This is a genomic window from Streptomyces sp. NPDC088747 (assembly GCF_044751025.1).
GTDB lineage: Bacteria > Actinomycetota > Actinomycetes > Streptomycetales > Streptomycetaceae > Streptomyces.
On sequence record NZ_JBIVKZ010000003.1, the window covers coordinates 76,603 to 103,075 of the forward strand.

24 protein-coding genes are annotated in these 26,473 nt (G+C 68.9%); 1 reads left to right on the forward strand and 23 read right to left on the reverse strand.

Going from position 1 to position 26,473, the window contains the following annotated elements:
• Positions 1-105 precede the first annotated feature (105 nt).
• Positions 106-1,944: a glycosyl hydrolase family 18 protein gene (locus ACIP79_RS08695; protein WP_401221141.1), complete on the forward strand. Its 1,839-nt coding sequence runs from the start codon at positions 106-108 to the stop codon at positions 1,942-1,944.
• A gap of 18 nt (positions 1,945-1,962) precedes the next feature.
• Here ACIP79_RS08695 and ACIP79_RS08700 read toward each other — a convergent pair whose 3' ends face one another.
• From ACIP79_RS08700 to lysA, 23 genes are all read right to left on the reverse strand, one after another.
• Positions 1,963-2,409, reverse strand: a complete 447-nt coding sequence (locus ACIP79_RS08700; protein WP_383681142.1) for a DUF2550 domain-containing protein — start codon at positions 2,407-2,409, stop codon at positions 1,963-1,965.
• Between the two features lie 141 nt (positions 2,410-2,550).
• Complete coding sequence (locus tag ACIP79_RS08705) at positions 2,551-2,925, reverse strand: F0F1 ATP synthase subunit epsilon (protein ID WP_383681140.1); 375 nt, start codon at positions 2,923-2,925, stop codon at positions 2,551-2,553.
• A gap of 142 nt (positions 2,926-3,067) precedes the next feature.
• Positions 3,068-4,504 carry a F0F1 ATP synthase subunit beta gene (gene atpD, locus ACIP79_RS08710; protein ID WP_401221146.1) on the reverse strand — a complete coding sequence of 479 codons (1,437 nt, stop codon included), beginning with the start codon at positions 4,502-4,504 and terminating at the stop codon, positions 3,068-3,070.
• Complete coding sequence (locus ACIP79_RS08715) at positions 4,504-5,418, reverse strand: F0F1 ATP synthase subunit gamma (protein WP_383681137.1); 915 nt, start codon at positions 5,416-5,418, stop codon at positions 4,504-4,506. The genes atpD and ACIP79_RS08715 overlap by 1 nt, the downstream gene beginning before the upstream one ends.
• A 20-nt stretch (positions 5,419-5,438) precedes the next feature.
• Complete coding sequence (gene atpA, locus ACIP79_RS08720) at positions 5,439-7,031, reverse strand: F0F1 ATP synthase subunit alpha (RefSeq protein ID WP_401221150.1); 1,593 nt, start codon at positions 7,029-7,031, stop codon at positions 5,439-5,441.
• A 128-nt stretch (positions 7,032-7,159) separates the two neighbouring features.
• Entirely contained in the window at positions 7,160-7,981 is an 822-nt protein-coding gene (locus ACIP79_RS08725) for a F0F1 ATP synthase subunit delta (protein WP_401221153.1), read from the reverse strand.
• Positions 7,978-8,523, reverse strand: a complete 546-nt coding sequence (locus tag ACIP79_RS08730) for a F0F1 ATP synthase subunit B (protein WP_401221155.1) — start codon at positions 8,521-8,523, stop codon at positions 7,978-7,980. The genes ACIP79_RS08725 and ACIP79_RS08730 overlap by 4 nt, the downstream gene beginning before the upstream one ends.
• 42 nt (positions 8,524-8,565) lie before the next feature.
• Positions 8,566-8,802 carry a F0F1 ATP synthase subunit C gene (locus ACIP79_RS08735; protein WP_067273352.1) on the reverse strand — a complete coding sequence of 79 codons (237 nt, stop codon included), beginning with the start codon at positions 8,800-8,802 and terminating at the stop codon, positions 8,566-8,568.
• A gap of 76 nt (positions 8,803-8,878) precedes the next feature.
• Entirely contained in the window at positions 8,879-9,700 is an 822-nt protein-coding gene (atpB, locus tag ACIP79_RS08740) for a F0F1 ATP synthase subunit A (protein WP_401221158.1), read from the reverse strand.
• A 225-nt stretch (positions 9,701-9,925) separates the two neighbouring features.
• On the reverse strand, positions 9,926-10,363 hold the full coding sequence (locus ACIP79_RS08745; RefSeq protein WP_383681128.1) for a hypothetical protein: 438 nt from the start codon (positions 10,361-10,363) through the stop codon (positions 9,926-9,928).
• A 298-nt stretch (positions 10,364-10,661) separates the two neighbouring features.
• On the reverse strand, positions 10,662-12,026 hold the full coding sequence (locus ACIP79_RS08750) for an MraY family glycosyltransferase (protein WP_401221162.1): 1,365 nt from the start codon (positions 12,024-12,026) through the stop codon (positions 10,662-10,664).
• Between the two features lie 129 nt (positions 12,027-12,155).
• Entirely contained in the window at positions 12,156-13,394 is a 1,239-nt protein-coding gene (glyA, locus tag ACIP79_RS08755) for a serine hydroxymethyltransferase (protein WP_401221164.1), read from the reverse strand.
• Positions 13,395-13,466: 72 nt separating this feature from the next.
• The gene (locus ACIP79_RS08760; protein ID WP_383681122.1) at positions 13,467-14,132 is read right to left on the reverse strand and encodes a protein-tyrosine-phosphatase; all 666 of its coding nucleotides are present in this window, start codon (positions 14,130-14,132) and stop codon (positions 13,467-13,469) included.
• Positions 14,129-14,776, reverse strand: a complete 648-nt coding sequence (locus tag ACIP79_RS08765; protein ID WP_383681121.1) for an L-threonylcarbamoyladenylate synthase — start codon at positions 14,774-14,776, stop codon at positions 14,129-14,131. Before ACIP79_RS08765 ends, ACIP79_RS08760 begins: the two co-directional genes overlap by 4 nt.
• Positions 14,777-14,829: 53 nt before the next feature.
• Positions 14,830-15,675: a peptide chain release factor N(5)-glutamine methyltransferase gene (gene prmC, locus ACIP79_RS08770; protein ID WP_401221167.1), complete on the reverse strand. Its 846-nt coding sequence runs from the start codon at positions 15,673-15,675 to the stop codon at positions 14,830-14,832.
• A gap of 47 nt (positions 15,676-15,722) precedes the next feature.
• Positions 15,723-16,799 carry a peptide chain release factor 1 gene (gene prfA, locus ACIP79_RS08775; RefSeq protein WP_401221170.1) on the reverse strand — a complete coding sequence of 359 codons (1,077 nt, stop codon included), beginning with the start codon at positions 16,797-16,799 and terminating at the stop codon, positions 15,723-15,725.
• A 173-nt stretch (positions 16,800-16,972) separates the two neighbouring features.
• Positions 16,973-17,200: a 50S ribosomal protein L31 gene (gene rpmE / locus ACIP79_RS08780; protein WP_055614408.1), complete on the reverse strand. Its 228-nt coding sequence runs from the start codon at positions 17,198-17,200 to the stop codon at positions 16,973-16,975.
• Positions 17,201-17,348: 148 nt separating this feature from the next.
• Entirely contained in the window at positions 17,349-18,506 is a 1,158-nt protein-coding gene (locus ACIP79_RS08785) for an LCP family protein (RefSeq protein WP_401221173.1), read from the reverse strand.
• Between the two features lie 359 nt (positions 18,507-18,865).
• Complete coding sequence (gene rho / locus ACIP79_RS08790) at positions 18,866-20,923, reverse strand: transcription termination factor Rho (RefSeq protein ID WP_401221176.1); 2,058 nt, start codon at positions 20,921-20,923, stop codon at positions 18,866-18,868.
• A 385-nt stretch (positions 20,924-21,308) separates the two neighbouring features.
• Positions 21,309-22,238 (reverse strand): homoserine kinase, encoded by a 930-nt coding sequence (thrB, locus tag ACIP79_RS08795; RefSeq protein ID WP_383681115.1) that lies wholly within the window; start codon positions 22,236-22,238, stop codon positions 21,309-21,311.
• A 298-nt stretch (positions 22,239-22,536) separates the two neighbouring features.
• Positions 22,537-23,595 (reverse strand): threonine synthase, encoded by a 1,059-nt coding sequence (gene thrC / locus ACIP79_RS08800; RefSeq protein ID WP_383681113.1) that lies wholly within the window; start codon positions 23,593-23,595, stop codon positions 22,537-22,539.
• Between the two features lie 6 nt (positions 23,596-23,601).
• The gene (locus tag ACIP79_RS08805; protein ID WP_383681185.1) at positions 23,602-24,900 is read right to left on the reverse strand and encodes a homoserine dehydrogenase; all 1,299 of its coding nucleotides are present in this window, start codon (positions 24,898-24,900) and stop codon (positions 23,602-23,604) included.
• Between the two features lie 176 nt (positions 24,901-25,076).
• Positions 25,077-26,468, reverse strand: coding sequence for a diaminopimelate decarboxylase (gene lysA, locus ACIP79_RS08810; protein ID WP_401221180.1), 1,392 nt, complete (start codon positions 26,466-26,468; stop codon positions 25,077-25,079).
• Positions 26,469-26,473 lie beyond the last annotated feature (5 nt).

A 26,473-nucleotide genomic window follows, 5' to 3' on the forward strand; every position in this document is an offset into this window, starting at 1 on the left:
CAAGTAGTCGCGAGCACCCCCCTCAGTGGTCTGGACCTATTGACCTATGGTCCAGACCTTTCTATTGTCCTGCGCACCTCATCAAAATCCCCCGGAGGACCGCGGATGCGCTTCAGACACCGAGCCAGACAGAGAGCCGTGGCAGGACTCACCACCCTGCTGCTCCCGTTCGCCGCCATGGTCGGCCTCGCGAGCCCCGCCCAGGCAGCCACCTCGGCCACCGCCACGTTCGCCAAGACCCAGGACTGGGGAACCGGCTTCGAGGGCAAGTGGACCGTCAAGAACACCGGGACCACGAGCATCAGTTCCTGGACGATCGGCTGGGACTTCCCGTCCGGTACGTCCGTCAGCTCGGCCTGGGACGCGGACGTCACGTCCTCCGGCACCCGCTGGACCGCCAAGAACAAGTCCTGGAACGGCACCCTCGCCGCCGGCGCCTCCGTCTCCTTCGGCTTCAACGGCACGGGCCCCGGCGCCCCCTCCAACTGCTCCCTCAACGGCGGCTCCTGTGACGGCGGCCCCACGGTCCCCGGCGACACGGTCCCCACCGCGCCCGGCACCCCGACCGCCTCCGCCATCACCAACACCTCGGTGAACCTGGCCTGGTCGGCGGCGACCGACGACAAGGGCATCAAGAACTACGACGTCATCCGGGACGGCGCCACCGTCGCCACGGTGACGGGCACCTCGTACACGAACACCGGCCTGACCGCCGGCACCAGTTACTCGTACACCGTCAAGGCCCGTGACACCGCCGACCAGACCGGTCCGGCGAGCGGCTCGGTGGCGGTGCGCACCACCGGCGGGACCACCGACCCGCCGCCGACCGGCAACGCCGTGAAGCTCGGCTACTTCACCGAGTGGGGCGTCTACGGGCGCAACTACCACGTCAAGAACCTGGTCACCTCCGGCTCCGCGTCGAAGATCACGCACATCAACTACTCGTTCGGGAACGTCAAGAACGGGCAGTGCGTGATGGACGACTCCTACGCCGCCATCGACAAGGCGTACACCGCCGACCAGTCGGTCAGCGGCGCGGCCGACACCTGGGACCAGCCGCTGCGCGGCAACTTCAACCAGCTGCGTCAGCTGAAGGCCAAGTACCCCAACATCAAGGTCCTCTGGTCCTTCGGCGGCTGGACGTACTCGGGCGGCTTCACCCAGGCCGCGGCCAACCCGACCGCCTTCGCACAGTCCTGCAAGGCCCTGGTCGAGGACCCGCGCTGGGCCGATGTCTTCGACGGCATCGACATCGACTGGGAGTACCCCAACGCCTGCGGCCTGTCCTGTGACGCGTCCGGCTTCAGCGCCTTCAAGACGCTGTCCTCGGCGCTGCGCACCGAGTTCGGCAGCAACTACCTGGTCACCGCGGCGATCACCGCCGACGGCTCCTCCGGCGGCAAGATAGACGCCGCCGACTACGGCGGCGCCGCGCAGTACCTCAACTGGTACAACGTGATGACGTACGACTACTTCGGCGCCTTCGCCCCCACCGGCCCGACGGCCCCGCACTCCCCGCTGACCTCGTACAACGGCATCCCGGCGGCCGGCTTCAACTCGGCCGACGCGATCGCCAAGCTGAAGTCGAAGGGCGTACCGGCCAACAAGCTCCTGCTCGGCATCGGCTTCTACGGCCGCGGCTGGACCGGCGTCACCCAGGCCGCCCCCGGCGGCACGGCGACCGGCGCGGCACCGGGCACCTACGAGCCCGGCATCGAGGACTACAAGGTCCTCAAGAACACCTGCCCGGCCACCGGCACCATCGCCGGCACGGCCTACGCGTACTGCGGCAACAACTGGTGGAGCTACGACACCCCGGCCACCATCGGTACGAAGATGGCGTGGGCCAAGTCCCAGGGCCTGGGCGGCGCCTTCTTCTGGGAGTTCAGCGGTGACACCACGAACGGTGAACTCGTGAGCGCCATCAACAGCGGCCTCGGCTAGACAGATCGGTAAGAACAGCTAGGCGACATTGACGCGCTGACCGGGCGGGGCTGCTTCCAGCCACGCGAGAAATCCGGTCAGCGCGTCTTCGCTCATCGCCAGTTCGAGACGCGTACCCCTGTGCAGACAGGCGAGGATGATCGCGTCGGAGAGCAGCGCGAGTTCCTCCTCGCCCTCCGGGGCACGGCGGCCCGCCACCTCGATCGCCGAGCGCTCAAGGACACGGCGCGGGCGGGGGGCGTAGGAGAAGACGCGGTACCACTCGATGCGGTCGCTGTTGTAGCGGGCGACGCCGTAGCCCCAGCCCTTGCCGTTCGTGTCGGGCTTCTCCGCCACGTCCCAGCGCAGGCTGCAGTCGAAGGTTCCCCCCGAGCGCTGGATCAGCCGGCGGCGGAGGCCGAAGACGAAGAGGCCGATCACTACGAACGCCACTACCAAGCCGCACACAGTCAGAGCGAGGACCATCGACACCGACCTCCTCGTCTCCTAGGTAAAGCAAGTAATGAAACGGCAAAAAAGCACCCGCATCGCCTCAGCCGCGACCCGGTCCGGAGCAAGCTCCGGTCCTGGCCGCGGCTGAGTCACTTCCCTTCGGGCGCGCTGTTGTCAGTGCGCCGACACCGCTCGCAGGCGGACGTCCGCACGACGCTCGGCGGTGGCATCGCCGTCCGCCTTCGCGCGCTCGAGCTCCCGCTCCGCACGCTGCACATCGATCTCGTCCGACAGCTCGGCGATCTCGGCCAGCAGCGACAGCTTGTTGTCCGCGAACGAGATGAAACCGCCGTGCACCGCGGCGACGACCGTTCCACCATCACTCGTACGGATGGTCACCGGGCCCGACTCCAGCACACCGAGCAGCGGCTGGTGACCGGGCATGACGCCGATGTCGCCGGACGTGGTGCGCGCGACGACCAGGGTGGCCTCGCCGGACCAGACACTGCGGTCCGCGGCGACGAGCTCGACATGCAGCTCAGCAGCCAAGGTGGGCTCCTCGGGTCACCACCCGGCCTTGCCGCCGGGTGTTGGGTCAAAGTCTAGTAGGCGTACGTGAGGGGACGGGACGCACCCCGCGAGGTGCGACCCCGCCCCCTCACCAAGAAGCAGTACTCGGTCAGGAGACCGGTCAGGAGACGCCGAGCTCCTTGGCGTTCTTCTTGAGGTCCTCAATGCCACCGCAGAGGAAGAACGCCTGCTCCGGGAAGTGGTCGTACTCGCCGTCGATGATCGAGTTGAAGGCCGTGATCGACTCCTCGAGCGGAACGTCCGACCCGTCGACGCCGGTGAACTGCTTGGCGACGTGGGTGTTCTGGGACAGGAAGCGCTCCACGCGACGGGCGCGGTGGACGGTGAGCTTGTCCTCCTCGCCCAGCTCGTCGATACCGAGGATCGCGATGATGTCCTGAAGGTCCTTGTACTTCTGCAGGACCGACTTGACGCGCATCGCCGTGGCGTAGTGGTCCGCCGCGATGTAGCGGGGGTCCAGGATGCGGGACGTGGAGTCCAGCGGGTCCACGGCCGGGTAGATGCCCTTCTCGGAGATCGGACGGGAGAGAACCGTCGTCGCGTCGAGGTGGGCGAAGGTGGTGGCCGGGGCCGGGTCGGTCAGGTCGTCCGCGGGGACGTAGATCGCCTGCATCGAGGTGATCGAGTGACCACGGGTCGAGGTGATGCGCTCCTGGAGGAGACCCATCTCGTCGGCCAGGTTCGGCTGGTAGCCCACCGCGGAGGGCATACGGCCGAGCAGGGTCGAGACCTCGGAACCGGCCTGCGTGAAGCGGAAGATGTTGTCGATGAAGAACAGCACGTCCTGCTTCTGCACATCGCGGAAGTACTCCGCCATGGTCAGACCGGCCAGCGCGACCCGCAGACGGGTGCCCGGGGGCTCGTCCATCTGGCCGAAGACAAGCGCCGTCTTGTCGATGACGCCGGACTCGGACATCTCCTCGATGAGGTCGTTGCCCTCACGGGTGCGCTCGCCGACACCGGCGAACACGGAGACACCGTCGTGGTTGTTGGCGACGCGGTAGATCATCTCCTGGATGAGCACCGTCTTGCCGACACCGGCACCGCCGAACAGACCGATCTTTCCACCCTTGACGTACGGGGTGAGAAGGTCGATGACCTTGACGCCGGTCTCGAACATCTCGGTCTTCGACTCGAGCTCGTCGAAGCGCGGGGCCTTGCGGTGGATGGACCACCGCTCGCCGTCGTAGCTCTCGTCGGAGTTCAGCACCTCACCGAGGGTGTTGAAGACCTTGCCCTTGGTGAAGTCACCGACGGGCACGGTGATGCCGTTGCCGGTGTCGGTGACGCCGGCCTGGCGGACCAGACCGTCGGTGGGCTGCATCGAGATCGTGCGGACCAGGCCGTCACCCAGGTGCTGGGCGACCTCCAGGGTCAGGATCTTCTTCTCGCCGGCGTTGGCCGGGTCGGCCACCTCGACGTGAAGGGCGTTGTAGATCTCCGGCATCGCGTCGACGGGGAACTCCACGTCGACGACCGGGCCGATGACCCGGGCGACGCGGCCCGTGGCAACGGCCGTCTCAACTGTCGTCGTCATTACTTGTCACTCCCCGCGGTCGCGTCGGCCAGAGCTGCGGAGCCACCGACGATCTCGCTGATTTCCTGGGTGATTTCGGCCTGGCGGGCCGCGTTGGCAAGACGGGAGAGCATGGTGATCAGGTCTCCCGCGTTGTCGGTCGCCGACTTCATCGCGCGGCGCGTGGCGGCGTGCTTGGAGGCAGCCGACTGGAGCAGCGCGTTGTAGATACGGCTCTCGACGTACCGCGGCAACAGGGCGTCAAGGACGTCCTCGGCCGACGGTTCGAACTCGTACAGCGGAAGGATCTCGCCCTTGGGCGCCTCCTCCGCAACCTCTTCGAGGCGCAGCGGCAGCAGGCGGCCGTCGACCGCCGTCTGCGTCATCATCGAGACGAACTCGGTGTAGACGATGTGGAGTTCGTCCACGCCGCCCTCCGCCGTCTCCGTCTCGATCGCCTCGATCAGCGGACCCGCGACCTTCTTCGCGTCCGCGTAGCTGGGCTCGTCGGTGAATCCCGACCACGACTCCACGACCTTGCGCTCGCGGAAGTTGTAGTGGGCCAGACCGCGGCGGCCGACGATGTACGTGTCGACCTCCTTGCCCTCGGCCTCAAGGCGCGCCGTCAGCTTCTCGGCGGCCTTGATGGCGTTGGAGTTGAAGGCGCCGGCCAGTCCGCGGTCGCTCGTGAGGAGCAGCACCGCGGAACGGGTCGCCGTCTCCGCCTCCGTGGTCAGCGGGTGCTTGGTGTTCGAACCGGTACCGACCGCCGTGACCGCGCGGGTGAGCTCGGTCGCGTACGGCGCGGAGGCCGCCACCTTGCGCTGCGCCTTGACGACACGCGAGGCGGCGATCATCTCCATCGCCTTGGTGATCTTCTTGGTCGCGGTGACGGATCGGATGCGACGCTTGTAGACCCGGAGCTGGGCTCCCATGAGTCAGGTCCCTTCCGTCGTCACTTGGCCGCGGCGGCCGGAGCGTCCTCGCCGAGAAGCTTCCCGTCCGAGGTCTCGAACTGCTTCTTGAAGTCCGCGATCGCGTCGCCGACGGCGGTGAGCGTGTCGTCCGACATCTTGCCGCCCTCCTTGATGGAGGTCATGAGGCCCTGCTCCTTGCGGTGCAGGTACTCCAGGAGCTCCTTCTCGAAGCGGCGGACGTCTTCGACCGGCACGTCGTCCATGCGGCCCGTGGTACCGGCCCACACGGAGACGACCTGGTCCTCGGTCGGCATCGGCTGGTACTGCGGCTGCTTGAGCAGCTCGACCAGACGCATACCGCGCTCCAGCTGCGACTTCGACGCGGCGTCCAGGTCGGAACCGAAGGCGGCGAACGCCTCCAGCTCGCGGTACTGGGCCAGGTCGAGACGGAGCCGGCCGGAGACCTGCTTCATCGCCTTGTGCTGGGCGGAGCCACCGACGCGGGAGACCGAGATACCGACGTTCAGGGCCGGACGCTGGCCGGCGTTGAACAGGTCGGACTCCAGGAAGCACTGGCCGTCGGTGATGGAGATGACGTTGGTCGGGATGAACGCCGACACGTCGTTCGCCTTGGTCTCGACGATCGGCAGACCCGTCATCGAACCGGCGCCCATCTCGTCCGAGAGCTTCGCGCAGCGCTCCAGCAGACGGGAGTGCAGGTAGAAGACGTCACCGGGGTAGGCCTCGCGCCCCGGCGGACGGCGGAGCAGCAGGGACACGGCGCGGTAGGCGTCGGCCTGCTTCGAGAGGTCGTCGAAGATGATGAGGACGTGCTTGCCCTCGTACATCCACTGCTGGCCGATGGCCGAACCGGTGTACGGCGCCAGGTACTTGAAGCCGGCCGGGTCGGACGCCGGGGCGGCGACGATGGTCGTGTACTCCAGCGCGCCGGCCTCTTCGAGGGCGCCACGCACGGAGGCGATGGTCGAACCCTTCTGACCGATGGCGACGTAGATGCAGCGGACCTGCTTCTTGGTGTCGCCCGAGCGCCAGTTGTCGCGCTGGTTGATGATCGTGTCGACGGCCAGCGCGGTCTTGCCGGTCTGACGGTCGCCGATGATGAGCTGACGCTGGCCGCGACCGACCGGGGTCATCGCGTCGACGGCCTTGTAGCCCGTCTCCATCGGCTCGTGCACCGACTTGCGGACCATGACGCCCGGGGCCTGCAGCTCCAGGGCGCGGCGTCCGGTGGTCTCGATCTCGCCGAGGCCGTCGATCGGGTTGCCGAGCGGGTCGACGACGCGGCCGAGGTAGCCCTCGCCCACCGCGACGGAGAGCACCTCACCGGTGCGCTGCACCGGCTGGCCCTCCTCGATGCCGCTGAACTCGCCGAGGACGACCGCACCGATCTCGCGCTCTTCCAGGTTCAGCGCGAGGCCGAGGGTTCCGTCCTCGAACTTCAGCAGTTCGTTCGCCATCGCCGAGGGAAGGCCCTCGATCTTGGCGATACCGTCGCCGGCGACGGTGACCGTACCGACCTCCTCGCGCGAGGCCGCGTCCGGCTGGTACGACTGGACAAAGTTCTCCAGTGCGTCCCGGATCTCCTCCGGCCGGATCGTGAGCTCCGCCATCTGGGTTCCCTGCTCTCCTTGTTGGGCCCGAAGTTTCACTTGGGGGGATGGGGACTCCCCCCTGTAAAGAGGTGAATCCTCTGCACGGCCCAACGAGGGCCGTAGGTACGTACTGCTTATGAAGTTGGTCAGCCGGCCATACGGCGGCTGGCGTCCGCGAGACGGTCCGCGATGGAGCCGTTGATGATCTCGTCGCCGACCTGCACCTGGATCCCGCCGAGGACCGCGGGGTCCACGTCGAGGTTGAGGTGCATCTGACGGCCGTAGAGCTTCGCCAGAGCGGCGCCGAGGCGCTGCTTCTGTCCGTCGCTCAGCGGGACCGCGGAGGTGACGACGGCGACCCAGCGGTCCCGGCGCTCGGCGGCGAGCTTGGACAGGGACTCGAGTCCCGCTTCCAGGCTACGTCCACGCGGCGCGGTCACAAGGCGCGTCACCAGTCGTTCGGTCGTCGCGTCCGCCCGGCCGCCGAGCAGGCTGTGCAGCAGCTCGGTCTTGGCCGCGTTCGTGGCGGCCCGGTCGGTCAGCGCGGCGCGCAGCCCGGTGTCGGAGGAGACGATCCGGCCGAACCGGAACAGCTCGTCCTCGACGTTGTCGAGCTTGCCGGCCTGGTGCGCCGACGTGAGGTCGGCGAGGTCAGCCAGCTCTTCGATGGCGTCGACGAGGTCACGCGACCGCGACCAGCGCGAGCGCACCAGACCGGCCACCAGATCGGCGGTCTCGCCGCTGACCTGGCCGCCGAACAGGCGCCCGGCCAGCTCGGCCTTCGCCTCTCCGGGCTGCGCCGGGTCGGTGAGGACCCGACGCAGCGACACCTCGCGGTGCAGCAGCGCGGTGACCGCGGCCAGCTCGTCCGCGAGACGCGCCGCGTCCACGGACGTGCTGTCCGTCAGCGCGTCGAGACGCTCACGTGCGGCTGCGGTTGCCTCGCGGCTCGCTCCGTGCGCTGTCATCGAGCCGCCTCGGCCTTCTCCTCAAGCTCGTCGAGGAAGCGGTCGATGGTGCGGCTCTGCCGGGCGCTGTCCTCGAGGGACTCGCCGACCAGCTTGCCGGCCAGGGCGGTGGCCAGCTGGCCGACGTCCTGGCGCAGCGCCTGAGCCGCGGACTTGCGGTCCGCCTCGATCTGCGTGTGACCGGCGGCGACGATTTCCTCACGCTGCCGCTGGCCTTCCGCGCGCATCTCGGCGATGAGCGTGGCGCCCTGCTCCTGCGCCTCCTGGCGCAGCCGCGCGGCCTCGTGCCGGGCTTCGGCGAGCTGGGCCTTGTACTGCTCCAGCACGCTCTGGGCCTCGGTCTGAGCGGCCTCGGCCTTCTCGATACCGCCCTCGATGGCCTCGCGGCGCTGCTCCAGAACCTTGTTGATGTTCGGGAGGAGCTTCTTGGCGAGGAAGCCGAAGACGATGACGAAGGCGATCAGGCCGATGACGAGCTCGGGGATCGGCGGAATGAGGGGGTTTTCCAGTTCCTCAGCCGCGATATTGAGCATCTGGCTCATATCAGTGCCTTTCGTCTAGTGGGCTGTCGCTGATCGACTGGATCAGACGCCGTAGACGAACGGCATGACCAGACCGATGAGGGCGAGCGCCTCACAGAAGGCGAAGCCGAGGATCTGGTTGGCGCGGATCAGGCCGGCAGCCTCGGGCTGACGGGCGAGGGCCTGGGTGCCGTTACCGAAGATGATGCCGACGCCGACGCCAGGACCGATGGCGGCGAGGCCGTAGCCGATGGAGCCGAGGGAGCCGGAGACGGCGGCGAGGGTCTCAGTGGCAGCCATGCTGATTCTTCCTTCTCTGTACGGACCGGCGGAGGTTGGCCACCGGACGCTTAGGGGGTTCTACAGGGGGGTGCGCTCAGTGGTGCTCGGCGAGCGCGCCCTGGATGAAGGTGCAGGTCAGAAGCACGAAGACGTAAGCCTGCAGGGCCTGGATGAACAGCTCGAACGCCGTCATGACGATCACCATCACGAACGAGACACCCGCGTAGGCGATGCCGAGTCCGTTGAGCAGGTACCAGCTGGCGATCGTGAAGAGCAGCAGCAGGGTGTGACCCGCGAACATGTTGGCGAACAGTCGCACCGCGTGCGTGAACGGCCGGACGATCAGGTTCGAGAGCAGCTCGATGCCCATGGCCAGCGGGAGAACCGGGCCCAGCGACTTGTCGTAGCCGGAGAAGTTCTTGAACGCGCCGACGAATCCGTGTCGCTTGAAGGTCAGCGCGACCCACAGGATGTAGACGATCCCGGCGAGTACCGCGGGGTACGCGATGATCGCCGTGACGGGGAACTGGGCGACCGGAATGATCGACCAGAGGTTCATCATCCAGATGAAGAAGAAGAGCGAGACGACCAGCGGTACGTACTTCTCGCCTTCCTTCTTGCCGATCGTCTCGTAGACGACCCCGCGCCGGACGAAGTCGTATCCGGCCTCGGCGACCATCTGGAGCTTGCCCGGGACCACCTTCGGCTTACGGAAGGCGGCCCAGAAGAAGCCGATGATGACGACGGAGCCGAGCAGCGCCAGGAGCATCGTCTTGTTGAAATAGACGCTGCTGTCCGCATCGCCCACCAGGGGCTCGAACAGGAACGAGTGCAGGCCGGGAGCCGGGAAGCCACAGCCGTCGAAGATGTGGCAGTCGGTCTCAAAGGCGAGCACCTGCGTCGGGTCAGCACTCACCGCGGGCTCCTTCAGCGTGGCGCATAGGTACGGCAACCTCGTTGTGTCGGCGCGGCGCGCGGCCGCGGTTCGGCACTGGACTGGTGTTACGGATGTGGGGGCGGCTGTGGGGCATCAAGCCTCGCGTTCGAGCAGGCGTCAGCTCAGATGCCCGCGCCCGCGATGCCGCAGTTGGCACCGGACGATAGCAGGGTCTCCGACACGCACTTATCCCGGCCCTACCCCTCACGACGAGTGCCCCGTCTTTTCGGGCTTGTCGCCCTTCGAGGACTCGGGTTCGACGTAGAGGATCTTGGCTTTCATCTGGGCGCGCGCCTGTGCGCCGATCCACGCGAGCGTGGTGGCGACGATGGCGACCGCGAAGGCCTTGGGATTGAACAGCGACGTGTTCTTGAACGCGGCGACGAAGATGAACAGCAGAAGAATCTGTGCCGTATAGAGCATCAGACCCATCGCCTGGAACAAGTGCGGAAGCGATTTGGCAGTGCGCTGCAGGACGTAGAGCCCGATGCCCATGAAGAGGATCACGACCAGCGTCGCGACGATCGCCCCGATCGCTCCCTTGCCTCCGGCGACCACGCCACTGACGACGGCGGCAATCGCGCCGACGGCAGCTGTGGGCACAGCGGCCTGAAGGAGAATCCGGGCGTCATTGGACGGCATGGCGGCAACTCCGCTTGCTAAGGGGGGCAGGGTGTCGTCATGGACGAGCGTAATCCCGGGCTGAGAGAGAACCTCACGCCAAGGGACCGTCTCTCTGGGGTCCTTCGGCTTCCGGCTCGGGTTCTCGTGAACCGTATCACAAACTATTTGATGAGGTCTTTACCTGGTTGGTGTGCTCGCTGTCACACATGAGAGTGAAGGTGCGCGTCTGTGCATTCCAGCGGCCAAGTTGTCTGGTATTGGGGCAGTTTGCCGACGCGCGAAGGTTCAGGTCTCTTGCAGGATTCTTACTTTGGCGTCAGCGCGACGAGCCGGCCTTACCTCGATCCAGGTGGCGCGAACGGCCACCGATCGCCGTTGCCCCATTGACTCCTGACACTCCGGCAGCGACCGGGGCGCGGTGCTCGCGGGCGCCGTCCTCGTCGGTGAAGGTCCCCGGCTCGTGCGCCACGGCGGGCTCGGCCTCCGCGCCCTCGGACAGCGCCAGCGAGCCCCTCCTGCGGCGGTAGCGGGGCGGTACGAAGTTCTCGGCCCAACGCGGTGTGCGCGGGGTGAAGCGCGGCAGCAGGAGCAGCACGAGACCGACCGCGCTGAGCCCCATGATCCCGAGCACACTCCACATGGCACCGGAGTTGACCGAGTACGCGAGGGCGCCGAAGGAGATCAGCGCCGACCAGAAGTACATGATCATGACCGCGCGGCTGTGCGAGTGCCCGACCTCAAGGAGCCGGTGGTGCAGGTGCCCGCGGTCGGCGGCGAACGGCGACTGGCCGCGCCAGGTGCGCCGCACGATGGCCAGCACCAGGTCGGCGGCCGGGATCGCGATGATCGTCAGCGGCAGCAGCAGCGGGATGAAGACGGGCACCGTCTGGTGCACGGTGTTGCGCTCCGAACCGGAGAACAGGTTCATCACGTCGGGGTCGATCTGCCCGGTGATGGAGATGGCGCCGCCGGCCAGCACGAGCCCGATGAGCATCGACCCGGAGTCGCCCATGAAGATCCGCGCCGGGTGCATGTTGTGCGGCAGGAAGCCCAGGCACATGCCCATCAGGATCGCCGCGAAGAGCGTGGCCGGGGCGGCGGCCTCGATGCCGTAGCTGTACCAGATGCGGTAGGCGTACAGGAAGAACGCGGCGGACGCGATGCAGACCACACCGGCGGCGAGACCGTCCAGGCCGTCCACGAAGTTCACCGCGTTGATGGTGATGACCACGAGGGCGACGGTGAGCAACGTGCCCTGCCACTGGGTGAGCGCGACCAGTCCGACACCGGGGATGGGCAGCCACAGGATGGTCAGACCCTGCACCACCATCACGCCGGCCGCGATCATCTGGCCGCCCAGCTTGATCAGGGCGTCGATCTCGAACTTGTCGTCCAGCACACCGATCAGCCAGATCAGCGCCGCTCCGGAGAGCAGGGCCCGCGGCTCGTTGGAGTTCGCGAAGACGTCGCTGAGGTTCTCCAGGTGGTCGGCGACCAGCAGGCCCGCGCACAGCCCGAAGAACATCGCGATGCCGCCGAGCCGCGGGGTCGGTTCCCTGTGCACGTCGCGCGCACGGATCTCCGGCATGGCTCCGGCCACGATCGCGAACTTCCGCACCGGCCCTGTCAGCAGATACGTCACCGCGGCCGTCACGCAGAGCGTCAGCAGGTATTCACGCACGGGCTTCCCCACAGGTCTCGCTGGCCATCTAGGCCCCACACCTTAGCGATGCACGCATATGGTTGAGGACTTCCGGGTAGCGACGATGGTTGCACGAGCGGCTGTGCACCAGCCCGCGTCTCCCCCGTTTCACCCGGGATACGGGGGAAATCCGCTGGTCAGCTCCCTCACTTCTTCACGAGCCGTTTTCGCCTCGACCTCGTCCCGGAGCACGTCCGCGAGGAGTACGGCCACCCGCGCCATCTCCGCCTCCCCCATCCCCTGCGTGGTCAGCGCCGCCGTGCCCAGCCGCAGGCCCCGGGCGTCCCCGTACGGCAGCGCGCAGGTGTCGAGGACCATCCCGGCGGCGGCCAGCCGCCCGCGTGCCGTGCGCCCGTCGACGCCGAGGGGCGCCGTGCCGACGGTGATCAGGTGGGTGTCGGTGCCGCCGGTGGTGACGGCGAGCCCCTCCGCGTCCAGCGCCGCGGCGAGCACCCGGGCGTTGGCGACGACCTGATGGGCGTACGCCGTGTAGGCCGGTGTCGCCGCCTCGCCGAACGCGACGGCCTTGGCGGCGATCGTGTGCATCTGGGCGCCGCCCTGCGTGAAGGGGAACACCGCCCGGTCCACCCGCTCGGCCAGCTCGCCGCCGCACAGGATCATGCCGCCGCGCGGGCCGCGCAGCACCTTGTGGGTGGTGGCGCAGACCACGTCGGCGTACGGCACCGGACTGGGCGCCGCTCCCCCCGCGACGAGCCCGATGGGGTGGGCGGCGTCCGCGATGAGGTAGGCGCCCACCTCGTCGGCGATCTCCCTGAACAGGGCGTAGTCGATGTGCCGGGGGTACGAGATGGATCCGCAGACGATCGCCTTGGGGCGGTGGGTGCGGGCCAGCGCGCGCACCTGCTCGTGGTCGATGAGCCCGGTGTCGGCCTCGACGCCGTACCCGACGAAGTCGAACCATCTTCCCGAGAAGTTCGCGGGCGACCCGTGCGTGAGGTGGCCGCCGAAGGGCAGCCCCATCGCCAGGACGGTGTCACCGGGGCGCAGCAGCGCGGCGTACGCGGCGAGGACCGCCGAACTCCCGGAGTGGGACTGCACGTTGGCGTGCTCGGAGCCGAAGAGTGCCTTCGCCCGGTCCACCGCGACCCGCTCGGCGACGTCCACGATCTCGCAGCCGCCGTGGTGCCGGGCGCCGGGGTAGCCCTCGGCGTACTTGTTCGCCAGCGGCGACCCCAGGGCGGCCAGCACGGCGGGCGAGGTGAAGTTCTCGGCCGCGATCAGCTGGAGGGTCGTCGACTGCCGCACCAGCTCCCCGATGAGGATCTCGGCGAGCTCCGGGTCCTGGCGGCGCAGGACATCCGCTTCCAGTGTTTCTGTGACCGGCATGGTGGACTCCGGACCTCGGCGTGGGGGTGCGCTAAGTCCAATGTAGAACCGGGACCGGTGGGACGCCCGGCGTCACGTCCGGGTGGGTACACCTGTCAACGCGGTCACCACCGGTTCCAGCGCTTCGTTGATCTCGTCCCCGATCGACCGGAAGAAGGGGAGCGGGGCGCCGTAGGGGTCGAAGACCTCGTCCGCCTCGGCGGTGGGGGCCAGGAGCCACCCGCGCAGCGCGGCGGCGGCCCGTACCAGGGCGCGGGCGCGCTCGACCACTCCCTCCTCAAGGGGCGGGAGCGTCGCGGGGTCTATCGCCCGGACCAGCCGGGTGAACTCCTTCAGGGTGAAGGTGCGCAGGCCCGCGGAGTGGCCCATGGAGATGACCTGGGCGCGGTGGTCGCGGGTGGCGGTGAGGACCAGGTCGGCGCGGATGACGTGGTCGTCGAGGAGTTCGCGGCCCACGAAGCCTGAGGGGTCGGCGCCGTAGTCGGTGAGGACGGTGGCCGCGTTGGTCTCCATGGGCGCGCCCTCGTGCCCCCAGGTGCCCGCGCTCTCCACGATCAGGCCGCCCCACAGGGGGTCGCCGAGCCGGTCCGCGAGGGCATGCCGGGTCAGCCGCTCGGTGATCGGCGAGCGGCACACGTTGCCGGTGCTGACGTGGAGGATGCGGAAGGACCCCCTGGGGGAACCGTTGGCCCCCGTGATCCCCGTGCCTATGCCACGCCCCGCGTCAGGGGCTGTCAATTCGCCACCTCGAGGTCGGGTACGACCTTCCGCAGCTCCTCGGCCGACAGTGCCCCCTCGCGCAGCAGCACGGGCACCTTGCCGGTCACGTCGACGATCGAGGACGGGACGATACCGGGGGTCGGGCCGCCGTCCAGGTAGACGGAGATGGAGTCGCCGAGCATCTCCTGCGCGGCGTCACAGTCCTCGGGCGAGGGGTGACCCGTGAGGTTGGCGGAGGAGACGGCCATCGGGCCGACCTCGGTGAGCAGTTCGATGGCCACGGGGTGCAGCGGCATGCGCACGGCGACGGTGCCACGGGTGTCCCCGAGGTCCCACTGGAGGGACGGCTGGTGCTTGGCGACCAGGGTGAGCGCGCCCGGCCAGAACGCGTCGACCAGTTCCCAGGCCATCTCGGAGAAGTCCGTGACCAGGCCGTGCAGCGTGTTCGGGGAGCCGATGAGGACAGGGGTGGGCATGTTGCGGCCCCGGCCCTTGGCGTCGAGGAGATCGGCGACCGCCTCCGAGGAGAACGCGTCGGCGCCCACGCCGTACACCGTGTCGGTCGGCAGGACGACCAGCTCGCCACGGCGGACGGCGGACGCGGCTTCACGCAGACCGGTGGTGCGGTCGGTCGCGTCGTTGGTGTCGTATCGCCGTGCCATTTAGCGGGCCTCCTCGTACACGTACTGCTGTCTGGGGACATCGATGCGCGTGCTCACGGCATCGCCTTGCGGGCGGTCGCGAACCGCGGCCGCTTGTTGAGGTCCGGGTGGTCGGCCGCGTCGGCCCAGCCCCGCTCCTCGGTGAAGATCCACGGCACCTGCCCGCCCTGGGTGTCGGCGTGCTCGACGACGACGACACCGCCGGGACGCAGCAGCCGGTGCGCGGTGCGCTCGATGCCGCGGATCAGGTCGAGGCCGTCCTCCCCGGAGAACAGGGCGAGTTCGGGATCGTAGTCCCGGGCCTCCGGCTGGACGTACTCCCATTCCGTGAGCGGGATGTACGGCGGGTTGGAGATGACCAGGTCGACATGGCCGTCGAGGTCCGGGAAGGCCTCCAGGGCGTCTCCCTGGCGCAGGTCGACCCTGGAGCCCTGGACGTTCTTGCGGGTCCACTGGAGGGCGTCCTCGGACAGCTCCACGGCGTGCACACGGGAGCGCGGGACCTCCTGCGCGAGGGCGAGCGCGATGGCGCCCGAGCCCGTGCACAGGTCGACGATCAGGGGCTCCACGACGTCCATGGCGCGTACGGCGTCTATGGCCCAGCCGACGACGGACTCCGTCTCCGGACGCGGCACGAACACCCCTGGTCCGACCTGGAGTTCCAGGTAGCGGAAGTAGGCGCGTCCGGTGATGTGCTGGAGCGGCTCGCGTGCCTCGCGGCGCGCGGTCACCTCCCAGTAACGGGCGTCGAAGTCGGTGTCCTTGACGGTGTGCAGCTCGCCCCGCTTCACGCCGTGCACGAAGGCCGCGAGCTCCTCCGCGTCGTTGCGCGGCGAGGGCACGCCGGCGTCGGCCAGCCGCTGGGTGGCCTGGGCCACTTCCGCGAGCAGCAGGTTCACGCTGGTCCTCCGGGCTGAGCTGTTGTCGTGAGGGCGGGTGGGGGCTCTTACGCGGCGGCGAGCTTCGCGGCCGAGTCCGCGTCGACGCACGCCTGGATCATCGCGTCCAGGTCACCGTCGAGGACCTGGTCCAAGTTGTACGCCTTGAAGCCGACGCGGTGGTCCGAGATGCGATTCTCCGGGAAGTTGTACGTACGGATCTTCTCGGAGCGGTCGACCGTGCGGACCTGGCTGCGGCGGGCGTCGGCCGCGTTGCGCTCCGCCTCCTCCTGGGCCGCGGCGAGGAGCCTGGAGCGCAGGATACGCATCGCCTGCTCCTTGTTCTGGAGCTGGCTCTTCTCGTTCTGGCAGGAAGCGACGACTCCGGTGGGAATGTGCGTGATGCGCACCGCGGAGTCGGTGGTGTTGACGGACTGGCCGCCGGGTCCGGAGGAACGGTAGACGTCGATGCGCAGGTCGTTCGCGACGATCTCGACGTCGACCTCCTCGGCCTCGGGCGTGACCAGCACACCGGCGGCGGAGGTGTGGATCCGGCCCTGCGACTCGGTGGAGGGCACCCGCTGGACGCGGTGCACCCCGCCCTCGTACTTCAGGCGGGCCCAGACACCCTGGCCGGGCTCGGTGGCGCCGTTGCCGCCCTTGGTCTTCACGGCGACCTGGACGTCCTTGTAGCCGCCGAGCTCGGACTCGGTGGCGTCGATGATCTCGGTCTTCCAGCCGACGCGCTCGGCGTAGCGCAGGTACATGCGCAGCAGGTCGCCGGCGAAGAGCGCCGACTCGTCGCCGCCCGCGCCCGCCTTGATCTCCAGGATGACGTCCTTGTCGTCGCTGGGGTCGCGCGGGACCAGCAGCAGACGGAGTTTCTCCGTCAGCTCCTCGCGCTGCTTCTCCAGCTCCTTGACCTCGGCCGCGAAGTCGGGATCGTCGGCGACGAACTCCTTCGCCGTCTCGATGTCTTCCCCGGTCTGCTTCCAGGAGCGGTACGTCGCGATGATCGGGGTCAGCTCGGCGTAGCGCTTGTTGAGCTTGCGCGCGTTGGCCTGGTCGGCGTGGACCGACGGGTCAGCGAGCTTCTTCTCAAGATCGGCGTGCTCGCCGATGAGTTCCTCGACCGCCTCGAACATCTCCGGCTCCAATGGGCTGTCCCCTCAGCTCCGTCATGGGCTCGGGGACGTAGGTACGACATGGGGGTCCCCCCGGTTCGAGTCAAGTCGAAAGGCGGGGAGGGGCTGCACCGCAAAGCGCCGGTCCCGGCGCCCCCGTGCAGGGGGCACCGAAGACCGGCGCTGTGAGGTCGCTACTTGTTGTCAGCGGCAGCCTTGGCCTTGCCGAAGCGGGCCTCGAAGCGGGCCACACGGCCACCGGTGTCGAGGATCTTCTGCTTGCCCGTGTAGAACGGGTGGCACTCGGAGCAGACCTCCGCGCGGACGGTGCCGCTGGAGATGGTGCTACGGGTGGTGAACGACGCGCCACAGGTGCAGCTGACCTGCGTCTCGACGTACTCGGGGTGGATGTCGCGCTTCAAGGTGTCTCCTAGTTTCGGGAGGGCGCCGGGTCGCCGCCGCGGATTGCGGGTGCGTGAACCGGAGCCGACGTACCAGTCTGCCAGGACTGGCCGCATCCCCCAAAACCGGGGGGCGCGGTGATCTATTCCCTGGGGGCCGGGGCGGGGCTCAGCCGGCGCTGACGACGTCCTTCGCGGTACCGGTGGCCGTGCCCTCGGTGGCCGCCACGGGGATGGCCCTGTCGTCCTTCAGGGCGTTCCAGACCAGCTTGTCCTTGGCCTCGTCGACCAGCACGCGGTTGGCGTCCGCGGGGTCGTACTGGACCGGCATCGTGACCATCGTCATCTTCGAGGAGCTGATGCCCTTGAGGCCGCTCGCGAACGACGTGAGGTCCTTCACCGAGTCCAGGTCGGAGTCGGTGGTGACGGCGTTGGTCGCGGTGTCGGCGAGCTCGACCAGCTTGGCCGGGTTGCTGAGCAGGCCGATGCCCCTGACCTGGTTCATCAGGGCCTTGATGAAGGCCTGTTGGAGCTGGATCCGGCCGAGGTCGGAGCCGTCGCCGACGCCGTGCCGGGTACGGACGAGGCCGAGCGCCTGCTCGCCGTCGAGGGTGTGGGTGCCGGCCTTCAACTTCAGGTGGCTGTCGGGGTCGTCGATGTCCTGGGTGGTGGTGATCTTCACGCCGCCCAGGTCGTCGATGAGCTTCTGGAAGCCGCTGAAGTCGACCTCGATGTAGTGGTCCATGCGGATCCCGCTCATGGACTCGACGGTCTTCACCGCGCAGGCCGCGCCGCCGGTGGAGTACGCGGAGTTGAACATGACCTCGGAGGCCGCGTCGTGCGTGACGCCCTCGGCGTCGGTGCAGGAGGGGCGCTCGACGAGGGTGTCGCGGGGTATGGAGACCACGCTGGCCTTCTTGTGGCCCTCGTAGATGTGCACGACCATCGCCGTGTCCGAGCGGGCGCTGCCGTCGTCGGCGCCGCCGCCCAGCTTCTCGTTGGAGCCGGAGCGGGTGTCGGAGCCCAGGACCAGGATGTTCTCGCTGCCGTTGTCGACCTTCGTCGGCCGGTCGGTGCCGAGGGCCTGGTTGATGTCGACGCTCTTGATGTTGCCGTTGAGCTTGAAGTACAGGTACCCGGCGCCGGTGCCGCCCAGCACGACGATCCCGGCCGCGACCCAGGCCGTGATCAGCAGGCCCTTGCGGCGCTTGCTGCGGGTCTTGCGGCGGCGGCCCTTCGCGCGGTGGCGCGGGGCGCTGGTGCCGGGTTCTCCGGGTATGCCGGGTTCCCCGGGTATGGCGGGTTCCGGCGTGCTCTCGGCAGGCATGTGCTCCTCGGTTCTCGGTACGGCTCGGTTACCCCCTGCTTCCAGGCTCAGGCCCGGTCCGACGTGAACGGGTACCGCTCCATGGTCGCTCCGCAAGGTCAGACGGGGAAACCCGGGACAGGGTTGCACAAAGCGCTGTGGCCACCCTGTGGACCGACGATCACCGAGCGTCACCTCCGAACCCGGCGAAACACCGCTCACCTGCGATTTCGGCCGAAGGCGCCGTACCGCTCGAAACCGGCACCGGTCACCGCCCCTGTGGCGAAGCTCTCGCTGCTCACCCGGGCCGTGCCACGCGAAAAGGGCCGCCCCCGTCACAGCCGTGACGGGGGCGGCCCTTTCGTTCCGCGGAGACCGGATCAGTCGTTGCCGTTGCCGTTGCCCGGCGTCGTCTTCGCGATCTGCATCAGGAACTCGGCGTTGGACTTCGTCTGCTTCATCTTGTCCAGCAGGAGCTCGATGGCCTGCTGCGAGTCGAGCGCGTGCAGCACCCGGCGCAGCTTCCAGACGATGGCGAGCTCCTCCGGGTTGAGGAGGATCTCCTCCTTGCGCGTACCCGACGGGTCGACGTCGACCGCCGGGAAGATGCGCTTGTCGGCGAGCTTCCGGTCGAGCTTGAGCTCCATGTTGCCGGTGCCCTTGAACTCCTCGAAGATCACCTCGTCCATGCGCGAGCCGGTGTCGACGAGCGCGGTGGCCAGGATGGTCAGCGAGCCGCCGTCCTCGATGTTGCGCGCCGCACCGAAGAACCGCTTCGGCGGGTAGAGCGCGGTCGAGTCGACACCACCGGACAGGATGCGGCCGGAGGCGGGCGCGGCGAGGTTGTACGCACGGCCCAGACGCGTGATCGAGTCCAGCAGTACGACGACGTCGTGACCCAGCTCCACCAGACGCTTGGCGCGCTCGATGGCGAGCTCGGCGACCGTGGTGTGGTCCTCGGCCGGACGGTCGAAGGTCGAGGAGATGACCTCGCCCTTCACCGACCGCTGCATGTCGGTGACCTCTTCCGGACGCTCGTCGACCAGGACGACCATCAGGTGGCACTCGGGGTTGTTGACGGTGATCGCGTTGGCGACCGCCTGCAGGATCATGGTCTTGCCGGTCTTCGGCGGGGCCACGATCAGACCTCGCTGGCCCTTACCGATCGGCGCGACGAGGTCGATGATGCGGGTCGTCAGCACACCCGGGTCGGTCTCCAGACGGAGCCGGTCCTGCGGGTAAAGGGGCGTCAGCTTGTTGAACTCCGGGCGGCCACGGCCGGATTCGGCGGCCATGCCGTTCGCGGAGTCGAGGCGGACCAGCGCGTTGAACTTCTCGCGGCGCTCGCCGTCCTTGGGCTGACGGACCGCGCCCGTGACGTGGTCACCCTTGCGCAGGCCGTTCTTACGGACCTGGGCCAGCGAGACGTACACGTCGTTCGGGCCCGGGAGGTAGCCGGACGTACGGATGAACGCGTAGTTGTCGAGGATGTCCAGGATGCCCGCGACGGGGATCAGGACGTCGTCGTCGGCGACCTGCGGCTCGCCCGGACCGAAGTCCTCGCGGCCACGACGGCCACGACGGTCCCGGTAACGGCCACGACGGCCGCGCCGGCCATCGCCGAACTCGTCGTCGTCCTGCGGGCCGTTGTCGCGCTGCTGACGGTCCTGGCGGTCCTGCCGGTCCTGACGACCACCGCTCTGGCCCTGCTGCTGACGGTCCTGGCGCTGCTGACCGCCACCCTGGCCGCCCTGCCCGCCCTGGCCCTGCTGCTCGTCGGCCTTGCCACCACGGCGGTCGCGGTCACGGCCACCACGGTCGCGGTCGCGACGGTCACGACGGCCCTGCCGGCCGTCGGCGTCACCGGTGTCGGCCTTGGCCTCGACCAGCGTCTCCGTCTTCGGCTCGCTCTTGGCCTCGGCGGTGATCGTCTCGGGGCTGCCGGCCTCGGAGACGGCACGGCGGCGGCGACGCTCGCCCGCGGGGGCGTCGTCCCCGGCACGCTCGGTCTCGCCGGCGCGGGAGGGGCCGCCGGCGGGCTGGCCGGGAATCTCGATCTGCTGCGCCACGGCCTTCTCGGCGGCGGCGGCGGACTTCTCGGCCTTGGCCTCGGCGACCTCGTCGCCCGTACGGGCCTTCGAGGTGGCCCGGCGCTTCGGCTTGGTCTCGGAGGCGGCCTCGGCCTTCGGGGCGCCGCCTCCGCCGGCCTGCGCCTCCTTGATGACCTCGATCAGCTGGCTCTTGCGCATCCGCGCGGTGCCCCTGATCCCGAGGCCGGACGCGACCTGCTGAAGCTCGGCCAGCACCATGCCGTCGAGGCCGGTACCGCGGCGCCGCCGGGAGCCTGCACCGGAGGCAGGCGCGGCAGAGGCGTCCGTGGCGGGCGCGGCAGCGGTCTCCTCGACACGTGCGCCCATCAGATCGGTGGTGTCGCTCACGAAGGGTCCTTCCCTGGAGCGGACGTCGGCCTGTCTGGCACGGCGACCGGTTTTGCTGTCCGGGTTTGGTCCGTTTTGCCTGGACCGTGCCGGGGCGGTGGTCCGCCAACGCGGCGGAAGAAATGACTGGTGATGACGATTCCGGAGCCGCGGCACTGAATTGCGGTGTCATCGGCTCGGTCACGCCGGTTCCGGAGCGTGCTCAACACTGCTCAGCACATAGCACCCAATGCATACAAAGCAGTTTGGGAGGCTCCCGGAAGAATGGGTGTCCCGGACGGGGACGCGAAGCACCTCGCCATGGAGAGGTCGGGTGCAGACTTGAGATTAACACTACCGGATCCAACAAACATTCCCCCTCTCGAAATCCGGCAACCGCGCGCTTCTAATTGACACCGGACGGTGCGAGCGGCAACACGCTCGCCCCGGTGGCGTCGAGGTCCAGTCGGTTCGCTGCCCAGCCCTGACCTGCGAGATCAGCGATTTTGTCGGCCGAAGCCCCGTCCGCGAGGGCCAGCACCGTGGGTCCAGCGCCGGAGATCACGGCGGGAATGCCGTCCCCCCGCAGCCGCTCCACCAGCGCGATGCTCTCGGGCATCGCCGGGGCGCGGTAGTCCTGGTGCAGCCGGTCCTCGGTGGCGGGCAGCAGCAACTCGGGCCGGCGGGTGAGCGCCTCGACGAGCAGTGCGGCGCGGCCCGCGTTGGTCGCGGCGTCGACATGCGGCACGGTGCGCGGCAGCAGACCGCGCGCGGTCTCCGTGAGGACCGGCTTTCCGGGGACGAAAACCACCGGAACGATGGAATCGGCCGGGTCCATCCTGATCGCCCGCGCCGCGCCGGTCTCCATCCAGGAGAGCGTGAATCCGCCGAGCAGACAGGCCGCGACATTGTCGGGGTGTCCCTCGATCTCGGTGGCGAGTTCGAGGAGGGCGGTGTCGTCGAGCCTGGCGTCCCCGCCTATCGTCACCGCCCGCGCGGCGACGATGCCGGCGCAGATGGCGGCCGACGAGGAACCGAGGCCCCGGCCGTGCGGAATGCGGTTGGCGCAGACGATCTCGAGGCCGCGCGGCTGACCGCCCAGCAGATCGAAGGCGGTGCGCAGGGAACGTACGAGGAGATGACTCTCGTCGCGCGGCAGCGTCTCACTGCCCTCACCCGCGATGTCGATGTGCAGCCCGGCGTCGGCCACCCGGACGACCACGTCGTCGAACAGCCCCAGGGACAGGCCGAAGGCGTCGAAGCCCGGCCCGAGGTTGGCGCTGGTGGCGGGGACGCGCACCCGGACGGCGGCGGCGCGGAAGGCGGGACCGGCCATCGCTCGATGACTCTCCTTGAGCTGCGTGATGTACGAGGTTCTCGAAAAACGTGCGGTACGAGTGCGGGTGGGGCGACTTGGGATGCGGATGTGGGAAAGCCTGCGCTGCGAACCTGACGCGTACGCCAACACCCGAAGGCCGCAACGAGGGCGGCACCGCGGCATATGCGGCGGGCGGGTTCAGTACAGCCTATCGAAGACAGGTTCTGTGGCGACATAGGGCGCACAGGAGGCGCACGATGCGTGTCGTGAGCGCCCCGTGCACCCCCTGCCGGACGTCCCGGCGGATGTCCGCCTTTTACGCGAGTCCGAGCTGCTCAGCGGCCCTGACCGCATCCACGGGAACGGTCACCGGCCGCGGTGCGCCGGCGACGGCCCAGTCCGGATCCTTGAGCCCGTTCCCGGTGACCGTGCAGACGATCCGCTGCCCGGGGTCGACCTTGCCCTGCTCCGCGGCCTTCAGCAGACCGGCGACGGACGCGGCGGAGGCGGGCTCGACGAAGACACCCTCCTGCGCGGCCAACAGCCGGTAGGCGCGCAGGATCTCACGGTCCGTCACCTCGTCGATGAGGCCGCCCGACTCGTCCCTGGCGGTCAGCGCGAACTGCCAGGACGCCGGGTTGCCGATCCGGATCGCGGTGGCCACGGTGGAGGGGTCCTTGACGATCTCGCCGCGCACGATAGGCGCGGACCCGGAGGCCTGGAAACCCCACATGCGCGGGGTCCGTCCGGCGATGCCGTCGGCGGCGTACTCCTTGTAGCCCTTCCAGTACGCGGTGATGTTGCCCGCGTTGCCAACCGGCAGGACGTGGATGTCGGGCGCGTCGCCGAGCATGTCCACGATCTCGAACGCGGCGGTCTTCTGGCCCTCGATGCGCACCGGGTTGACCGAATTGACCAGCGCCACCGGGTAGTTGTCGGACAGCGAGCGCGCGAGGGTGAGGCAGTCGTCGAAGTTGCCGTCGACCTGGAGGATCTTCGCGCCGTGGATGAGGGCCTGGCCCATCTTGCCGAGCGCGATCTTGCCCTGCGGGACGAGCACGGCGCAGACCATCCCGGCCCGTACGGCGTAGGCCGCGGCGGACGCCGACGTGTTGCCGGTGGAGGCGCAGATGACCGCCTTCGCGCCCTCCTCCTTGGCCCTGGAGATGGCCATGGTCATACCGCGGTCCTTGAAGGACCCGGTCGGGTTGGCGCCCTCCACCTTCAGGTGGACCTCGCACCCGGTGCGCTCGGAGAGCACCTGCGCGGGTACGAGCGGCGTGCCGCCCTCACGGAGCGACACGACCGGCGTGCTGTCGGAGACCGGCAGCCGGTCCCGGTACTCCTCGATGATTCCGCGCCACTGGTGGGTCATTGCTGGTTACTCTCCTTCAACCCGCATGATGCTGGCGACACCCCGCACGGTGTCGAGGCTGCGCAGCGCCTCGACGGTCCCGTTGAGGGACGCGTCGGACGCTCGATGGGTGACGACGACGAGGGACGCCTCGCCGCCTCCGTCCTGACGGCCTTGCTGGCGCACGGTGTCGATGGAGACCCCGTGCTCGGCGAAGACGGTGGCCACCTGGGCGAGGACACCAGGTTTGTCGGCCACGTCGAGGCTGATGTGGTAGCGCGTCACGACCTCGCCCATGGGCGAGACGGGCAGCTGGGTGTACGCGGAGTCGCCGGGGCCGGTCGAGCCGTTCAGCTTGTTGCGGCACACCGCCACGAGGTCGCCGAGCACGGCGGACGCGGTCGGCGCGCCGCCGGCACCGGGGCCGTAGAACATCAGCTGCCCGGCGGCGTCCGCCTCGACGAAGACGGCGTTGTACGCGCCGCGCACGGAGGCGAGGGGATGGCTGAGCGGGATCATGGCCGGGTGCACGCGCGCGGTGACGGAGCCGCCGTCCGCGGCCCGCTCGCAGATGGCGAGCAGCTTGATGGTGCAGCCCATCTTCTGCGCCGTGGCGAAGTCGGAGGCGGTGACCTCGGTCATGCCCTCGCGGTACACGTCGTCGAGGCGCACCCGCGTGTGGAAGGCGATCCCGGCGAGGATCGCGGCCTTGGCCGCGGCGTCGAAGCCCTCGACGTCGGCGGTGGGGTCGGCCTCGGCGTACCCGAGCGCGGTGGCCTCGTCGAGTGCCTCCTGGTAGCCGGCGCCGGTCGAGTCCATCTTGTCGAGGATGAAGTTGGTGGTGCCGTTGACGATGCCCATCACGCGATTGATCTTGTCGCCGGCGAGGGACTCGCGCAGCGGCCGGATGAGCGGGATGGCACCGGCGACGGCGGCCTCGTAGTAGAGGTCCCTGCCCTGCTCCTGGGCGGCGGCGTGCAACGCGGCACCGTCCTGGGCGAGCAGCGCCTTGTTGGCGGAGACGACGGAGGCGCCGTGCTCGAACGCGGTCGTGATGAGCGTACGAGCGGGCTCGATACCGCCGATGACCTCGACGACGACGTCGATGTCGCCCCGCTTCACCAGCGCGGTCGCGTCGGTGGTGACGAGGGCCGGGTCGATGCCCTCACGGACCTTGCCGGGGCGGCGTACGGCCACTCCCGCCAGCTCCACCGGGGCGCCGATCCTGGCGGCGAGATCGTCGGCGTGCGTCGTCATGATGCGCGCCACCTCTGAGCCGACTACCCCACAGCCCAGCAGCGCCACCTTCAGCGGACGCGTACGCATCATCCGACCTCGTTTCCTTCTACGTCACGATTGGACCAGTCTCACTCACCGGACGGGGGTTTCTGCCCTTCGTCCGGATTGTGAGACGACTATTTCATTTTCACCGGGGTGCGAGTCAGGAGATCTTGCGTTTCCGGCACTTCAGGATCGCCCCCCCCGGCGTTCGATTCGCGCCCTCAGCCGACGTCGAGGCGGAGCAGGTCCTCCTCCGTCTCGCGGCGGACGATCACCCGGGCCTCGCCGTCGCGTACGGCGACGACCGGCGGGCGGAGCGCGTGGTTGTAGTTGCTGGCCATGGACCGGCAGTAGGCGCCGGTGGCCGGTACGGCGATGAGGTCGCCGGGCGCCAGGTCGGCGGGCAGGAACGCGTCCCGCACGACGATGTCACCGCTCTCACAGTGCTTGCCGACGACACGGACCAGCATGGGTTCCGCGGTACTCGTGCGGGAGACGAGGGCGACGCTGTATTCGGCGTCGTACAGAGCGGTGCGGATGTTGTCGGACATGCCGCCGTCCACGGAGACGTACGTCCGGAGCCCGTCGAGCGGCTTGATGGTGCCGACCTCGTAGAGCGTGAAGGCGGTCGGGCCCACGATGGCGCGGCCGGGCTCCACGGAGATCCTGGGCGTCCGCAGCTTGGCGGCCTCGCACCCCTGGGCGACGATCTCGTGCAGCGCCTTGGCGATCTCGTGCGGCTCGCGCGGGTCGTCCTCGCTGGTGTACGCGATGCCGAGGCCGCCGCCGAGGTCGATCTCGGGCAGCTCGACCCCGTGCTCGTCACGGATCTGCTTGAGCAGCCCGATGACCCGGTGGGCGGCCACCTCGAACCCGGAGGTGTCGAAGATCTGCGAGCCGATGTGGCTGTGGATGCCGATGAGTTCGAGCCCGTCGAGCTGGAGGGCACGGCGCGCGGCCTCCGCCGCCTGACCGCCGGCCAGCGGGATCCCGAACTTCTGGTCCTCGTGCGCGGTGGCGATGAATTCGTGGGTGTGCGCCTCGACGCCCACCGTCACCCGGATCTGCACCCGCTGCCGCTTGCCCAGGGACTGCGCGACGTGCGCGACCCGGACGATCTCCTGGAAGGAGTCGAGGACGATGCGTCCGACCCCCTCCGACACGGCCTGCTCGATCTCCGCCGTGGACTTGTTGTTGCCGTGGAAGGCGATGCGCTCGGCGGGCATCCCCGCGGAGAGCGCGGTGGTGAGCTCACCCCCGGAGCACACGTCGAGGTTGAGCCCCTCCTCGTGCAGCCATCGCACCACGGCCCGGGACAGGAAGGCCTTCCCGGCGTAGAAGACGTCGGCGTCCTGCCCGAAGGCGGTACGCCAGGCCCGCGCCCGCGCCCGGAAGTCGGCCTCGTCGACGATGTACGCCGGAGTACCGAACTCCTCGGCCAGCGCGGTCACATCGCGCCCGCCGACGGTGACGACGCCGTCCTCGTCACGGCTGACGGTGTGCGCCCAGACCTTCGGGTCCAGGGCGTTGAGATCCGCGGGCGGGGCGGTGTAGTGCCCCTCGGTCAGGACATCGGCGTGACGGGGCCCGGCGGGGTGTGCGGAACGGCTCATGTCTG

Bases quoted from the DNA above. Each gene is read 5' to 3' on its own strand.
- glyA (WP_401221164.1), bottom strand. From the start codon at position 13,394: ATGCCGGTCACAGAAACACTGGAAGCGGATGTCCTGCGCCGCCAGGAC.
- ACIP79_RS08735 (WP_067273352.1), bottom strand. From the start codon at position 8,802: ATGGCTGCCACTGAGACCCTCGCCGCCGTCTCCGGCTCCCTCGGCTCC.
- ACIP79_RS08730 (WP_401221155.1), bottom strand. From the start codon at position 8,523: ATGAGCCAGATGCTCAATATCGCGGCTGAGGAACTGGAAAACCCCCTC.
- ACIP79_RS08745 (WP_383681128.1), bottom strand. From the start codon at position 10,363: ATGCCGTCCAATGACGCCCGGATTCTCCTTCAGGCCGCTGTGCCCACA.
- ACIP79_RS08715 (WP_383681137.1), bottom strand. From the start codon at position 5,418: ATGGGAGCCCAGCTCCGGGTCTACAAGCGTCGCATCCGATCCGTCACC.
- ACIP79_RS08700 (WP_383681142.1), bottom strand. From the start codon at position 2,409: ATGGTCCTCGCTCTGACTGTGTGCGGCTTGGTAGTGGCGTTCGTAGTG.
- ACIP79_RS08725 (WP_401221153.1), bottom strand. From the start codon at position 7,981: ATGACAGCGCACGGAGCGAGCCGCGAGGCAACCGCAGCCGCACGTGAG.
- lysA (WP_401221180.1), bottom strand. From the start codon at position 26,468: ATGAGCCGTTCCGCACACCCCGCCGGGCCCCGTCACGCCGATGTCCTG.
- thrC (WP_383681113.1), bottom strand. From the start codon at position 23,595: ATGACCCACCAGTGGCGCGGAATCATCGAGGAGTACCGGGACCGGCTG.
- atpA (WP_401221150.1), bottom strand. From the start codon at position 7,031: ATGGCGGAGCTCACGATCCGGCCGGAGGAGATCCGGGACGCACTGGAG.
- ACIP79_RS08805 (WP_383681185.1), bottom strand. From the start codon at position 24,900: ATGCGTACGCGTCCGCTGAAGGTGGCGCTGCTGGGCTGTGGGGTAGTC.
- ACIP79_RS08765 (WP_383681121.1), bottom strand. From the start codon at position 14,776: ATGGCACGGCGATACGACACCAACGACGCGACCGACCGCACCACCGGT.
- ACIP79_RS08695 (WP_401221141.1), top strand. From the start codon at position 106: ATGCGCTTCAGACACCGAGCCAGACAGAGAGCCGTGGCAGGACTCACC.
- ACIP79_RS08785 (WP_401221173.1), bottom strand. From the start codon at position 18,506: ATGCCTGCCGAGAGCACGCCGGAACCCGCCATACCCGGGGAACCCGGC.
- prfA (WP_401221170.1), bottom strand. From the start codon at position 16,799: ATGTTCGAGGCGGTCGAGGAACTCATCGGCGAGCACGCCGATCTTGAG.
- thrB (WP_383681115.1), bottom strand. From the start codon at position 22,238: ATGGCCGGTCCCGCCTTCCGCGCCGCCGCCGTCCGGGTGCGCGTCCCC.
- atpD (WP_401221146.1), bottom strand. From the start codon at position 4,504: ATGACGACGACAGTTGAGACGGCCGTTGCCACGGGCCGCGTCGCCCGG.